This is a genomic window from Halanaerobium saccharolyticum (assembly GCF_003053565.1).
In the GTDB taxonomy this organism is placed as follows: Bacteria; Bacillota; Halanaerobiia; order Halanaerobiales; family Halanaerobiaceae; genus Halanaerobium; species Halanaerobium saccharolyticum_B.
The window spans coordinates 1-15,491 of the sequence record NZ_QAXS01000013.1 but is presented as its reverse complement, the minus strand read 5'-3'; the positions used below and the strand labels follow the sequence as shown (position 1 = coordinate 15,491).

Genomic DNA, 15,491 nt, shown 5'->3' with positions numbered 1-15,491 from the left:
TTATAAAAGGCATCTTAACTGAATTGTAAAAATATTATACTCAATTGCATTATTTAAGGTTTAAGGTTTGGTCCCAAAAAGCCTAAATAAATTTCTTTGATATACAAATAATAACAATTGAATGCTCTTTTATCATCCTGATATTAATTTAATTAATCCGCCATAATCCTTTAGATCACAGGGCTTCTTTGATATAATTAAGTTAAGAAATCAAAGAAAGGATGATAAAATGTTTGTTCCCAACAGTCACCAGCAGTTAAGTCTTTACGATTCATTTAAAGATTTACCTAAATATCTGCAGGAATATCTTTTAAATTCCTGGGCTCATACTTTTCAGGAAGTTATCTTTCCTGCAATTGAAGAAGAACGCTTTGCAGTACTTTACAGTGATAAAGGTTCCAGACCTAATACTCCTGTTAACATAATTATCAGCTCACTTGTAATTAAAGAACTCTTTAATCTAACTGACGAAAGATTAATTGCAAATGTTCATCTGAGCATGGAATATCAGTATGCTCTGAGATTAACCAGTGAAAAAAGGCCACCTATCTCTAAAAATACTTTTAGTAATTTTAGAGAAAGAGTTACAGATTACTACAAAGAAACAGGTATAGATCTAATCCAGCAGGAAGTAGAATCTCTAGCTGAACTAATTAGAGAAAACCTTGAAATTGAAGGTAACAAAGCAAGAATTGATTCATTTATGGTTTCTTCCTCTGCCAGAGAATTATCAAGAATAGAACTGGTATATGCTGTTAATGCAAAGTTCATCAAAATGCTTTCTAAATTATCTAAAAATCTTATCCCTGAAGGACTGGAAATCTATCTTGAAGAGTACCACAGAAATGATGTCATCTATCGTACTAAAAATGACGAAACTAAATCTAAACTCCAAAAGCTTTTAGAAGATGCCAAAACTCTTTATGATACAGCAGTTAATGCTGGTAAAGAAGTTACTGATACCGAAGAATTTATGCTTCTAAAAAGAATGCTTGGAGAACAGACAGATCATGATGACGATGATTTTGATGATATTGATCCTGATAATATTGAAGCCAAAGATGGTAAAGAATTAGGATCTGATATTCTGCAGAATCCCAGTGATCCTGATGCGACCTTCAGACAGAAATATGAAGCCAATATTGGTTACACAGCCAATGTAGTTGAATTTTTTGATGATAATAATTCTGTAATCAAAAGCTATGATTTTAAACCAAATATTTATGCTGACCAGAGCTTTAGTGCAGATACTTTAGATAAATTAGCTGATGATCCTGCGATTAAAGATAATCCAGAAAATCCATTTAAACTTTTTATGGATGGTGCTTATTACAGCTATGATCTGGCCAAAAAAGCTATTGAAGCTGGTATCAAATACATGCCTGGTGAACTAATGGGTAAAAAACCTGCTGCTGACAAAATGACTGTTTATGAAAACTTTAATCTTGATTCTGACTATGAAAATATTCTAAGCTGTGCCAGTGATATTAAACCTGATTATCAGGAGAAGAATCATGATAAAAATTCTTTTTATGCTATTTTTGATAAAGAAAAATGTGCTGGCTGCAGACTAAGATCAGAATGCAGAATTAAAGCCAAGAAAAAACATAATTCAATCAGTTTTACTGAAAAACAATATGAAACAGGGAAACTCAGAAAAACAATGGGTGAAAAAGAATATATTAAAGAATGCAACCAGAGAGCTGGTGTAGAAGGACTACCTTCTGTCTTCAGACGCAAATACAATGTCGATGATATGCCTGTCAGGGGTGAAGTATGTCAAAAAATATGGTTCGGATTCAAAGTTGCAGCAGCAAACTTCAAAAAGCTGCTGAAAGGATTAAAACCAGCCACCCCATAGTTCAGGAAGATCTTTTTCACACTATATAATTTTATTTTTACTGAGAAATTTAGATTTTAAGGTTCAAAACTTTAAGTATTTTTTAATTAAGGATATTTATTTAGGCTTTTTGGGACCAAACCGGTTTAAGAGTTTATTAATTTTTTCAACCTTGGATCTGCTGACCGGAATTTTATGTTCAGAGTAATCTTCCATTAAAACTTGATATTTACCTTTAAACCAGGGAATAACTGCTTTGATCTGCTTTAAATTTACTATATAGCTTTTATGAATTCTAAAAAACTGATCGGGCAGCATTTTTTCCAGTTCTTTTAACTGAAAACCTGTCATATAAGATTTTTTGTAGCAGTGAGCCCAGACTTTTTTCTCTCTGGTGGAAAAATAATAAATATCCTTAAAATCAAGCATCAAATAATAATCTTTTTCCATAACTGCAATTTTATTTAATGATCGGTCTCTGTTTTGAGAATTTATGCTGGCAAATAAGTTTTCCAGCTGCTGATTGAAATTGCTGCTCTGTCCCATTTCTTTTTTTATTTTCTCCAGGCTCTCTTTAAAACGCTGGTCACTGATTGGTTTTAAAAGATAATCAACAGCAGCCAGCTGAAAAGCTTCAACTGCATATTCATCATAGGCGGTAGTAAAAATTATATAAGGAGAATTTTCTTTTTCTTTTAGAATTCTGGCAATTTCCATACCATTAATACCTGGAATTTTGATATCTAAAAATAGCAGATCAAGCTGATGCTTATTTAAAATATCAAGCGCTTTTTGACCGTCACCAGCTTCAAAAACCACCTTAAAATCATCTTCTTTATTAATCAAATATTTTAATTCTTCCCTGGCCAGTTTCTCATCTTCTACAATCATTGTTTTGATCATTAGTTAGCTTTTCTCCTCTCGAAAAGGAATTCTTTTGGGATTTTTATAATATTTTTTGTTCCTGCTTCAGAGTTTGCCTGGATTTTAAAATTGGCACTGCTGCCGTAGATGGAATTGAGCCTTTCTATGACATTATTAAGCCCGATTCGATCATTTTTACCGGCAAAGATAGCCGCTATTTTTTCTTCTTTGATTCCACAGCCATTGTCAGCTACAGTAATAATTAAATTATCATCAGTTTCTTCGGCAGAAATGGTGATCCTGCCGCCTTTTTCCTGAGGATGGATTCCGTGTTTAATAGAGTTTTCAATTAAAGGCTGGATTATAAAGGGTGGAATAATCGTATTCATTAATTCCTCTTCGATATCCCATTCAACCTCAAGCCGTTTGTCGAGTCGGGCTTTTTCTATACTTAAATAATCACGGCAGAATTCAATTTCTTCTGCCAGCGTTATCTGATTAACATCTCTTTTTAGAGTTCTTCTAAAAATTCCAGCCAGTTTGATTAAAAGCTCTCTGGCCTGTTCGGGTTTTGTCCTGCAGGAAGCAGCAATTGCATTTAAGGAATTGAAGAGAAAATGCGGATTGATCTGGGCCTGCAGAGCCTTTAATTCTGCCTCACTTTTTAATTCTGCCTGTTTTGACAGCTTGGCCAGTTTAATCTGGGTTGCCAGCAGATCAGCAATTCCTTCGGCCAGTTTGATATCTAAAACAGTAATTTTATCCCTGCTCCTGTATAATTTAAGCAGTCCATAGACACTATCTTCTATTTTGAGGGGAGTAATCACAGCATCAGTGAGCTTACAGTTTTGATTATTACAGTTAATATCTTTTTTCTGATCGACAATAATTGTTTTCTTTTCCTGCATTGCCCTACGGCTTGCTTCAGTTTTGAGCATTTCTCCCTGGCGGTGATGGTCTGAACCAAGGCCCGAAAAGGCAAGGATTTTTTCAGTATCTGTAATTGAAACTGCATCTACCTGACTCTCTTTTTTGATCATTTCAATAATTTTGGCAGCTGATTTAGAATCAAGCCCATTCTGCAGCAGCGGTAGTGAGCGGTCAGCTATAGAGAGAACTTTTTCTGCCTGCAGAGCTCTGATTTTTTGATTGTCTTCTTTAACTTTATTTAAAATGCTGATAAAAATAGAAATTCCCAGGCTGTTGCTTAAGATCATAGGAATAGCAATTATTCCGACCAGCTCCAGAGCCAGATCGAGGGGACGGCTGAAGATGATGACAATTGCCATTTCAATAGTTAAAGCAGCGGCACCAATTAAAAATCCATTTTTAAAATCAATTTCATTCTTTTTATATTTTTGATGGAAGAGACCACCGATTAAGCCAGTAGTTGTAGTTCCTACAGCACAGGCTAGAGCTGTAAAACCTCCCAGAGAAAAGCGGTGAAGTCCGGCAATCAAACCGGCGCTCATCCCGACAACAGGGCCACCTAAAAGACCGGCCATTAAAGCACCAATGGCTCTAATATTTGCATAAGCATCCATAATAATAATTCCAAGAAAAGTACCCAGAATCGAAAGCACAGCAAAAAAGACGGTTAAAAATATTTTTTCATAGCGGCCAAAACTTTCTGAAAAAATATGTTTAACACTGTTTAAGCGGCTTAGGATATAGGCAAAAGTTACTATCACACTCATGCTTTTAAATAAGGTGAATAATAATTCTACAATTCTGCTGTTATACATGATCTACTCCTTTAAAAAGACTAAATAATTCTAACTAAAAGTCATTACTCCAGAAAAAAACCTTAACAACTTCTTAAGTAAATAATACTACAATAAATTTACTTAATCAAATAGTGGAAAAGATTGTTAAGGCTTTTTTGAACTTCAATAAAGATACTTATACTGTTCAATTATTCTTTTTTCTTTTAACATCTGCTGACAGTTTCTGCGGCAGAAAAGATCCTCAATTGCTAAAAACTTTTTGATTTTGTTAAACATTTTTATTTCCCCCTTTTGATTTTCTAATTAAAGTATAATTGCTTGAGGAGACTCAACTGCAAGGGCTAATATAAATTTTTTTGTAGTTAATTTACTGTTGAAATGGAGTTAGCTCCAGCATTGAATGACTGATATTTTAAGCAATTGCTATTAAGCAGTTGACTTGATATAATTAAAGTTAAAGTGAATAATTGATAATTAATTATATAAGACTATAAGAAATTTAATTTACTGGAGGATTAGATATAATGGAAAAAGAAAATATGCGCTATCAGGAAGGAAGAAGGATTTCAGTAATCAGTCTGGTCAGTAATACTCTGCTGGCTTTGTTGAAAATATTTATTGGATTTTTCGGCAGCAGTAAAGCTTTAATTGCAGATGGTTTTCATTCGGTATCTGATATGGCATCGACAATTATTGTAATGATCAGCATCAAATTTTCAGAAACACCGGCTGATAAAAATCACCCATATGGACATGAAAAAGCAGAGGCCCTGGGAACAAATATTCTATCAGTAATTTTAATTTTGACAGCGTTTTTTCTCGGTAGAGATGCAGTTTTAACTATATTTGAGGGAGATATTGCTGAACCCGGCAGTTGGGCTTTAGTTGCTGCTTTTATTTCAATTGTTGTAAAAGAACTTCTCTACCGCTACACAATCAAGATTGGGGAAAAAATAAACAGCCGTGGTTTGATTGCTGATGCTCACCACCACCGTTCAGATGCTTTTTCTTCGATAGCTGCTTTAATTGGTATCGGAGGTGCAAAACTGGGCTTTAGATTTTTGGACCCTCTGGCTGGCCTGGTAGTTGCCTTTTTAATTTTAAAGGTAGGTTACGAAATTATGCGGGATACATCTTATGAGCTGATGGACGGCAGACCAGCTAAAGAAAAGATAGAAGAAATTAGGGACTTAGCAGAGTCGATTGATGGAGTAATTGATATTCATGATATTAAATTGAGGAGTTATGGCCCCAATTACATTGTAGATTTAAAAATTGTAGTTAGGGATCAGCTTTCCGTAGTTGAAGGCCATAATATAGCCTGTCAGGTAGAGAATATAATTATTGACAATACTGATGATGTTAAAGATGTACTGGTTCATATTGACCCGGCTTCGATTCATAAATCATAAAAGCTTATATATTTAGAAATTAATACAGAGGAGAATATAATTGTTAAAAATAGTAATAGTTATAAATGATGTTATAGAAAAAAATAAGATTAAATCTTATCTTAATCGGGCCAAAAGAAAGATATCTGAGCTGAAATTTGAACTGGTAAAGGAATTTGATGATAACCGAGAGGCTGTTAACTTTCTTTATCAAAATTCAGATATTGATCTTTTAATAATTGAAAATTCAATTGGCGAGATTTTTTCTGGACTGGATTTAATTACTCTGGCGGAAAAAGAATTTTCTAATACGGGAGTAATTTTGCTAACTGCCCCCGGAGAAGAAATTGATCTCCAGCAGTGTAATGTTGATAATCTGCTTTCTATAATTAGAAAAAGAGAAGATTATAAGTTTTTTAAAGATAACTTTCTTTTAGCTCTTTTAAAACAGAAAATAAAAAATAAAGAACTGGGAAAAGAAAAGGAAAAATTAAATGATTACAGAACAATTATTGATCATACACATGATGCAATTTTTCTGATAGAAGTCGACTGTGATGAAAATTTTTATTATAAGAGGATTAATGGGACTCATCAGCGTTTAACAGCTCTAAGTAATGAAGAAATAAAAGGAAAGAAAACGGAAGAGATTTTTGAAGAGAGTGTTGCTCAGGAATTAGAGAAAAATTACCGCAGATGTCTGCGCAAAAAGAGGAGAATTAATTATACGGAAACAATTAAATTTCCAGCAGGTAAAAAGATATGGCAGACCACTTTATATCCGGTAGTCAGAAACGGACGGGTGGAAGAAATCGTGGGAGCTTCCTATGACATTACTGATATGGAAGCTAAACAGCAGAAACTGGATTATATTAAAAGACATGATAGACTGACCGGGCTTTATAATAAGCAGTATTTCAACCAATTATTTACTGAGTTAAATAAAAATAAAAAAGATAATCTAGCCTTAATTCTGCTTAATGTTGAAAATTTTCATCTACTGAACAAATTTTTTAGCTATCAGCAGGGAAATCAAATTTTAAAAGAAATTGCTGCTATTCTGGCTCAAGTTTCAAATAATAATAATATTGCAGCCCATCTGTGTGCCGATCATTTTGCTGTAATTTTAAAAAACCAGAGCAGAAAAGAGATAGAAGCAACTCTTAAGTATATAAAAAAGGAAGTTGCTGAAATAAATATTAAAGGTATTTACATTGATGTTGCTGCAGTACCGATGGTGAAAATTAATGATCAAATAAGTGCTCATGATTTCTTTAATGATGGAGTGACAAAAATAAATTTAAATAAATATAAACCAAGCAGTGAGAGTGATTTTTACTCTTCACTGATGGATTTTGTCCAGAAAAACAACTATAAAGAGTTAAGACAGAAAAACAGACTAATTGAGATAACTAAAAAAGCTGCTAAATTCTTTCAGCTAAATAAAAAAGAAACAGAAAAAATGCTGCTGCTGGCCAGACATCATGATCTCGGAAAACTGGCCTTAGATAAAAACATTTTAAAAAAAGGGGAAAAATTGACCTCAGAAGAGTGGCATGAATACCAAAAACATGTGCTTATCTCTGCTAACTTTGTTAGTTATTATCATGATTTAGCAGAAATAACTGATTTAGTATTAGCCCACCATGAACATTTTGACGGCAGCGGCTGGCCTGAAGGTTTAAAAGGAGAAGAAATTCCTTTTTTAAGTCGGCTCTTTGCGGTAGTTAATTTTTACAGCAATCTGAGTTCAAACCTGTATTATCCTTTATTTAAAGACAAATACTATTTTGGAGCTTTAGAGGATAACGAAATAATTAGAGAATTGAGTTACTATCAGGGAAAAGTTTTTGATCCAGAGCTTGTGGATAAATTTATTAAATTTTTGGAAAGTGAAAACTAAGTGGATAACTAGGGTTAATTATCAAGTTATCCACAACTTACCCACAAAACAGGTGTTTTATCCACAGTTGTTAACAATTAATTAACAAAAGATGTGGATTAATAACCATAGTTACCAATAAGTTATCCACAAATTGTGGATATCAAAAATGATTATTATTAAATTTAAGCATAATAATTTACATAATTTAACTTTTTAAACCCAAAAAATAGAGTAGGAGGTTGAATATGAGAAGATTTTCGAGAATTAAATCCAGTGAAATTGGACATACTCCTGGAACCTTACACGGCATAGAAAAAATGATTGATGCTGAAATTGAACTGATTCAGTTTAATGAAGCTGGTGTTGAGCGGCAGAGTGTGGAAGAATTTTCGCTGGATTTACTGACAGCTGATCAGGTTAACTGGATTAACATTACTGGAATTCATGATGTAGAGCTGGTTAAGGAAGTTGGTAAAGCAATTCAGCTGCATCCTTTAACTTTAGAAGATATTACAAATACCCGCCAGCGGCCTAAAAAAGAAGAATTTGATAACTATATTATTACAATTTTAGATATGCTTAGTTACCAGGGAGAATATATTCAGTCAGAACAGGTGAGTTTAATTCTGCTGGAAAACTCTGTGATTACTTTTCAGGAAGCTCATGGTGATGATTTTAATCCAGTTAGAGTTCGAATTGAAGAGAATAAAGGCCAGATAAGAAAAAAAGGAGCAGACTATTTATATTATTCTCTCTTAGATGCAATAGTGGATAATTATTTTCATATTTTAGAAAGAAATGAAGAGGTTTTAGAAGAGCTTGATGATCTTGTTGTAGCAGCCAAGACAGGTCCTGACACTCTGGAAATTATTCAGGATTTGAAACAGGAAATCATCTTTTTGCGCAAAACTATCTGGCCCCTTAATACGATTTTTGGCAATCTTTATCGGGTTGAGTCATCACTTTTGTCTAAGGAAACTGACTATTATCTGCGTGATGTTTATGACCATATCGGTCAGTTAATGGATGAGATTGATGTCGGCCGTGATATGCTTTCCAACCTGCTGGATATCTATCTTTCAAATAAGAGCAACAAAATGAACGAAGTTATGCAGTTTTTAACTATTATCTCAACTATTTTTATCCCCCTAACTTTTATAGCTGGAGTTTATGGAATGAATTTTAAATATATGCCGGAGCTGGAACAAAAAATAGCCTATCCTGCTGTGATGCTTTTGATGCTGGTGATTGCAGTAATCCAACTTGTTTATTTTAAGAGGAAAAAATGGCTCTAGATTTATTAGCAATTATTTCAGCAGCAGGAACAGGAGCGGTAACCGGCTATTTAACTAACAACCTGGCATTAAAGATGATTTTCAAAGAGTACGGCCCACTTGGGGGAGTGGTAATTAAAACCAAAGATGAATTTATTGACAGTATCTCCGAGCTTGTAGAAAGAGATTTGATTAATCATCATACTCTGGAGGAGGAGTTTTCGCGGCCGGAATTTAAGCAAAACTTTGCTCAAAGTTTAAGTGATTTTCTAAATGTTTATCTGGACCGAAGAACTAAGAAAAATGTTTTAGGTGATATTCCAGCCTGGAAGGAAAACTATGGACTCCTTTCCTCACTGCTCGGTGGTAGTGCAGTCGATCTGCTTCAGAAAAGTACGGAAAATCTGGAGTCAGAAAAATTGGAAAAGATAATTTCTCAATCAGAGCTTGAAAAAATAATCCAGCAGCTTTATCTTAAAAGTATAGATGAGGCAGAAAATCAAAATAGTCTAGAAAAAATCACGGCTGGACTTTATCAGGAAATAAAAGCTAAAAGTCTGGACCAGCTTTTAAGCAGTGAAGTTCAGCTTGAGCTAAAAGATTTTATCAAAAAAGTGATCAGTTATTTTGATGAAAATTATCAGAATTTAGATCAGGGAGATAAATTAGAATTTAAAGAACAGCTCAAAGAACTTTTTAACCTTGAATCCCTGACCGGCGCTTTACTGAAGGAAATTAAAGAAGTCAAACTTGCTGATCTTTTTAAAAGTGAAGAGGAGCTTGAGGAGTTAAAACAGAATAAATTTCTGCAGCAGGCTCTGAGAGAGATTTTAATTAATTTTAAGATTGAAATTAATAACTCAGATTTAAAAATTGCAGATTTATTAAGCAAAGATCTGGAAAAAAATATACTTCAAGATCTGGCTTCGTTATTCAGCAGTTCAGAATCTAAGATCATAGAGCTGCTTGAGGATGAATCAGAAGAATTAAACAGTCTAATTTTAGAGTCTGTGGAAGCAGAAATTGAAGCCAGCACAGGTTTTAAGGCCATGAGCAGGCAGGGGATTTACAGCAAATATAAAGAAAAGATAGATGAATATGGACTGCCTGTAACTCACCTTAAAAACTCTCTTTCGGAAAAATTAAGTTCTGAGAGCTGGAAGCTGGCAGAATCTGCTTTAGCAGAAATTAAAGATTTCAAGTTAAAGCGGTTTATTGCCGGTATTGATTTTAAAGATCAGGCTTCTAATTTAGAAAATATTATCTGGGATTTCTATCAGGAAAATAAAAATAGGAAAGTGATTGAGTTATTTTCAGAAGATATTTTTCAGGAGCAGCTGCTTGAAGAAAAGATAATTGAGTTTATTTTTTCTTTAATCAAAAAACTAAGCAGTTCAGAAGAATCAGCAGAGGTAATTTTTGACTACCTGACAGGCTTTAAAGTAGAAGATCTGATTACTGAGGATATTGTAATTAAAAAAAGCAGAGAAAGTTCTAAAGAGCTTTATCAGCAGCTTAAGCAGAGCAATTTTATTACAGCTGAATTGAGTCAGCATCTAAATAATGAATTTTTTAGCCAGCTCAATTCTGAATTAACTGCCAATCAGGAAAGTTTTAAATATGAGGCTGAAAATTATTTTAAAGAACTAGAAAATGATTTTGCTGACAAAGAATTAAAGGAACTTTATCAATTACTAAAAGGCGAAGAAACTGTTATTAACTTAACTGATTCAATTACAGCTTTCTTTTATAATAATCTACCTGAGCTAATAGAAGGTCGGGTTGCCCAGGCTGCAGCAGCAAATTTACACCAGCTTTCTGACCAGGAAGTTCAGCAGGCAATTGAGGACTTTATGGGTAAGGAATTAAAGCCAATAACTTATTTAGGTGCAGTCTTAGGTGCGGCAGCAGGACTCATATTTTCTCTCAGTGGTGCGGAGGCAGCAGTTTTTAATTCTGCACCTCTCTGGCTTAATTATTTAAGTTCTGCCGTTTTATATGGTGGTGTTGGCTGGCTGACAAATGTGCTGGCCATCTGGATGATTTTTCATCCCTACCAGGAAAAGAAAATTGCAGGTGTTGGAATTCCATTTACACCTGGAGTTGTAGCTAAAAATAGAGGCCGTTTTGCTGATTCGATGGGTAAATTTGTAGAAAAAGAGCTGCTTAAAGCAGATTCTGCGGCAGAAATTATCGAAAAAAACCGCAGCCAGATAAAAGAAACTATTCTGGAATATTTTGACCAGAATAATTATCAGCAGTTTTTTGAGCTGATCAAAGAGAACAATGAGCTGCTGGCTGCTGAGGCTCTGGCTAAAATAGATGAGCTAGTTTTAAAGCTTAAAGCTGAAGATTTAGAAAAAGCAGCAGCTCCTTTCAATCAGAAGTTAAATAAGTATCTGGATAAAAAAATATCTGGGGTTAATTTTGTAGAAGTCATCAGAAATTATCTAAATCATAAATCAGACTTTTCTGGAATGCAGGAACAGTTAATTTCAAAACTTGATCTGACAAAATTAACTGCAGCTGCGGCCGGGAGCTATAAATTTAATCTTAATTCAGCCCATCTAAAAAATTTATTGAAGAATAAAGAACTCTATCCATTTTTCGGACTTATTGTCCCTGAGCTTTTAAACACTAAAATTGATTATGATTTAAAAGCAAAAATAATAGAAGTTTTAAAAGCAGAATCCGATAACTATCTGGATCAGAGTTTAGAGTTTTTAATTCAAAAAGAAGAAAGAGCAGCTCAACTGATTAATTTCAAAAAAGATGAGATTATTGAGGCGGAAAAAGAGAAAAAAGGCGGACTCTTAAAAAACACTCTTATTTCAGGAGCCATTTATATGGCTGATTTGGATGAATTTGTTGATTCTGTTACCAAAAGAGTCTTTAGGCGTTTAAAAGAAGAGTATTTTGTTGAAAAAAAATCCAAGCTGGAAAATCTTTATCTTGATCTGATAGAAAATGTTGGTAATAGCGAGCTTTTCAACAGGGAGAAGATTGATTTAGGACAGCTTTTAAGAGGCCTTTTTGCTTCCAGTCAGGGTTCAAATTTAATAACTGAAGTCCTTTATTTAAGCGAGAATGAGATAAATAAGCTGCTGGATCAGAGTTTGAAGTCAAAAAATGAAGATTTATTCTCCCTGGAACTGGAAATCAAAGCAGCTAATATTGAATATTTTATTAAAGAGCATTTAAATCTGGAGCAGAAATTACAGCTGCTGCTGAAATTGAAAAATTTCCTGGCAGAAAATTTAATTAAAGCAGAGATGGAACAGCTTTTAAGTCAAGTTGAACTTAAAGGGGTTAATCAGGAATTAAAGAGACTCTTTAAAGAGCTTGAATTAATTTCTTCCGACCTGCTGGATGAACAGCAGTTTAAGAAAATATTAAATAATATTTCAGAATTAATTAAAGAACCTGAGTTAAATAAAATGATTTTAGATGAGGCAGCCGCAGATATTACAGCCGGGGCAGAGTTTTTAGAAGAAAATCTGGAAAGAGAAAGCTTAAAATATCTGCTGGAGTTGTTTATAGAAAGTGGAGTGGATAGTTTTAAGGCTAATTCGGAAGCTCTGCTTAAAAGTTTAGAATTAAAGAAGCTGACAGCTGAAGAAGTGCGCAAAATGGATCCAGCAGAGATTGAAGAAGTTTTTGATAGTTTTGCCGGTCGGTATTTTGCCCACCTTAAACAGTACGGCTGGTTTGGGGGAATCTTTGGCCTGCTGCAGCTTTTAATTAGAACTATAATTTAGAATATAAAATGAGGTGATGAAAATGAAGAAAAAAATAAAGATCCTCTCACTTTCACTATTTTTAATCATATTACTGGCAGCACCATTTTCAGCAGTGGCTGCAGAGACAACAGTGGCAGTGACAATAGTACCGCAAATAGAAATGGTCGAGGCTATTGCTGGTGAGAGAGTGGAAGTAGTAGAAATGATCCCGAAGGGCTTTAGTCCTTCTAATTATGCCCCGTCTCCGGCAGAGATGAGGGCATTTAATGAAGCCAGCCTTTATTTTTCGATGGGAGTACCTGCAGATGTGCAGAATATTTTACCCCGGGCAGAAGAAATGACGGGGCTTAAAGTTGTGAAGTTATTTGAAGAAATAGAAGCTGAGCATCCTCACCGTTATTTTGGTGAAGACGAGGAGCACAAAGATGAAGAGGGAGCGGATCATTCTGCTGAGGTAGAAGAACATTCAACAGATAATGAACACGGTCACAGCCATCAACAAGGTCGTGATCCTCATATCTGGCTTTCTCCGGCTCGAGTGGAATCTATGGTGAAGATTATGAGGGATCAGTTAATAGAATTATTACCTGAATATAAGGAAGAATTTATGTCTAATACTGAAAGCTATCTGGACAAACTGGCTGCAGCTGATCAGGAAAATAAAGAATTACTCAGTCCATATCAGGGTGAGGTAATTTTAGTTTATCATCCTTCTTTTGGCTATTTTACTGAGCATTACGGTCTGGAAATGATGGCGATTGAGGAAGATGGTAAGGAACCAGGTCCCCGTCATCTGCAGGAAATTATAGAAGATTCTGCTCAAAAAGGAATAAAAAATGTTTTTTATCAGGCAGAAATTGACAGCAGAAAAACAAGAGCAGTTGCCGAGGAACTGGGTGGAGAAATTGTCCAGTTAAATCCTCTGGCTGAAAACTATATCCAAAATCTAAAAGAGATGGCCGGAAAAATGGCAGCAGAGCTTGCTCAGAGAGATGATCAGTAATGACTTATGCAGTAGAATTAGATGATGTTTCGGTAAATTACGGAGAGTTGGAAGCATTGAAAAATATTAATCTCAAGGTTGCAGAGGGTGCTTTCCTTGGTATTATTGGACCAAATGGTGGTGGTAAAACTACCCTGCTCAAGGTTATTTTAGGTTTAATAGAACCACAAAAAGGAAGAGTTAAGGTTATGGGTTATCCCCTAAATGAAGTTGTGGACCAGATTGGTTATGTACCCCAGATTTCAAATTTTGACCGCAGTTTTCCAATCAGTGTGCTGGATGTTGTTTTAATGGCCAGACTGGGAGGAAGAGTCAGATTTTTTCATCAGTATCAGAAAGAAGATATAGAGAAGGCTGAAGCTGTATTAGATCAGCTCAATTTGTTGAATTTAAAAGATAGGCAGATTGGCAAACTTTCAGGTGGCCAGCTGCAGCGGGTTTTGATTGCCAGGGGGCTGGCAGTAGAACCTGAAATACTGCTTTTAGATGAGCCTACCGCAAATGTTGATGCTAGCTCTACCTCGCAGATATATGAATTGTTAAAAGAACTAAATAAAGATAAGACTATTATTGTGGTTACTCATGATCTGGCAGCAGTTTCTTCTTATTTTGACAGTCTGGCCTGCCTGAATGAGAAATTATATCATCATGGAGATAAGCATCTGGATCAGGAAACAACAGAACAGGTCTTTGGCTGTCCGGTTGATCTGATTGCTCACGGTCATCCTCACCATGTATTTGCACCACACGGAGAGGAGGAGAATAATGATTGAAGCAGTCTTGAATTATAATTTTATGCAGAATGCCTTTGCGGCAGCGGTGCTGGCCAGTATTGCCTGTGGTTTGATTGGGACAATTATTGTCGAAAAGAAGCTGGTGATGTTGAGTGGAGGTATAGCTCATACATCATTTGGTGGAATTGGACTTGGCTATCTTTTAAATATTGAACCTATCTATGGAGCCTTTGCCTTTGCAGTGGGAGCTTCTCTGGCAATTGCCTCTATCCGTCGTAAAATTGGAACAGGCTCAGACACTTTAATTGGTATGTTCTGGTCCCTGGGAATGGCCCTTGGAGTTTTATTTATTGGTTTTACACCCGGTTATCCACCTGATATTTCTTCTTATTTATTTGGTGATATCCTGACAGTTAGAAGAATCGATGTCTGGCTGATGGGAGCCCTGACAGTTTTTATGCTGCTTGCTATAGTGAGTTTGTTTAATTACTGGAAAGCTTATTTATTTGATGAAGAGTTTTTAAGAGTTTTAGGTGTGAAATCAACTCTGCTGGAAAACTTTCTTTTTATTATGATTGCCCTGGCAATTGTAATTTTAATCAGAGTTGTAGGGATAGTGCTGGTAATTGCACTTTTAACTGCACCTCCGGCTGCAGCCAGATTATATACAGATGATTTGAAGAAGATTATGGGCCTTGCAGTTGCTTTTGGTCTAATTTTTTCCTTCAGCGGTCTGACTTTTTCTTATTATTATGACCTGCCATCAGGAGCAGTGATTATTATTACAGCAGCTCTATTTTATTTTGGCTCGGTAGCGGTTAAAGGCCGTAATGAATAAAGTTAGCTTAAGCTTATTTATCGCAGAATCTTTTTCAAAACAAAAAGTGAGTATTTTAAAGAAAATTAAGCTTTAATTGAAGCTCAGCTTTAAATTTGTTGGCTCTTTGACAAATGTTGTGAAATCTAAATAGCACCGTTTGAATCAAGTTATCTCTTTAATTTTTTGAATTGCTCTTAAATACTTAGCAATGAT

10 protein-coding genes are annotated in these 15,491 nt (G+C 34.9%); 8 read left to right on the top strand and 2 right to left on the bottom strand.

The window, feature by feature from the left end:
- The first annotated feature begins 229 nt into the window (after nt 1-229).
- Nucleotides 230-1,861: a transposase gene (locus tag C8C76_RS06805; RefSeq protein ID WP_108139931.1), complete on the top strand. Its 1,632-nt coding sequence runs from the start codon at nt 230-232 to the stop codon at nt 1,859-1,861.
- 96 nt (nt 1,862-1,957) lie between these two features.
- Here C8C76_RS06805 and C8C76_RS06800 read toward each other — a convergent pair whose 3' ends face one another.
- Entirely contained in the window at nt 1,958-2,743 is a 786-nt protein-coding gene (locus C8C76_RS06800; RefSeq protein ID WP_108139929.1) for a LytR/AlgR family response regulator transcription factor, read from the bottom strand.
- Entirely contained in the window at nt 2,743-4,449 is a 1,707-nt protein-coding gene (locus tag C8C76_RS06795; protein WP_108139927.1) for a LytS/YhcK type 5TM receptor domain-containing protein, read from the bottom strand. The genes C8C76_RS06800 and C8C76_RS06795 overlap by 1 nt, the downstream gene beginning before the upstream one ends.
- A 506-nt stretch (nt 4,450-4,955) precedes the next feature.
- On the opposite strand from C8C76_RS06795, the gene C8C76_RS06790 reads away from it, so the two are divergent.
- The 7 genes from C8C76_RS06790 to C8C76_RS06760 all read left to right on the top strand — a co-directional run bounded on the left by C8C76_RS06790 (nt 4,956) and on the right by C8C76_RS06760 (nt 15,296).
- Nucleotides 4,956-5,843: a cation diffusion facilitator family transporter gene (locus C8C76_RS06790; protein ID WP_108139925.1), complete on the top strand. Its 888-nt coding sequence runs from the start codon at nt 4,956-4,958 to the stop codon at nt 5,841-5,843.
- 40 nt (nt 5,844-5,883) lie between these two features.
- Entirely contained in the window at nt 5,884-7,725 is a 1,842-nt protein-coding gene (locus tag C8C76_RS06785; RefSeq protein ID WP_108139923.1) for an HD domain-containing phosphohydrolase, read from the top strand.
- 227 nt (nt 7,726-7,952) lie between these two features.
- A complete protein-coding gene (gene corA / locus C8C76_RS06780; protein WP_108139921.1) occupies nt 7,953-9,002 on the top strand; it encodes a magnesium/cobalt transporter CorA in 1,050 nt (349 codons plus the stop codon).
- Nucleotides 8,993-12,739 carry a DUF445 family protein gene (locus C8C76_RS06775; protein WP_108139919.1) on the top strand — a complete coding sequence of 1,249 codons (3,747 nt, stop codon included), beginning with the start codon at nt 8,993-8,995 and terminating at the stop codon, nt 12,737-12,739. Before corA ends, C8C76_RS06775 begins: the two co-directional genes overlap by 10 nt.
- Before the next feature lie 22 nt (nt 12,740-12,761).
- The gene (locus C8C76_RS06770; protein ID WP_181248162.1) at nt 12,762-13,724 is read left to right on the top strand and encodes a metal ABC transporter solute-binding protein, Zn/Mn family; all 963 of its coding nucleotides are present in this window, start codon (nt 12,762-12,764) and stop codon (nt 13,722-13,724) included.
- Nucleotides 13,724-14,497 (top strand): metal ABC transporter ATP-binding protein, encoded by a 774-nt coding sequence (locus tag C8C76_RS06765; RefSeq protein ID WP_108139917.1) that lies wholly within the window; start codon nt 13,724-13,726, stop codon nt 14,495-14,497. The genes C8C76_RS06770 and C8C76_RS06765 overlap by 1 nt, the downstream gene beginning before the upstream one ends.
- A complete protein-coding gene (locus C8C76_RS06760) occupies nt 14,490-15,296 on the top strand; it encodes a metal ABC transporter permease (RefSeq protein WP_108139915.1) in 807 nt (268 codons plus the stop codon). The genes C8C76_RS06765 and C8C76_RS06760 overlap by 8 nt, the downstream gene beginning before the upstream one ends.
- Nucleotides 15,297-15,491: the final 195 nt, after the last annotated feature.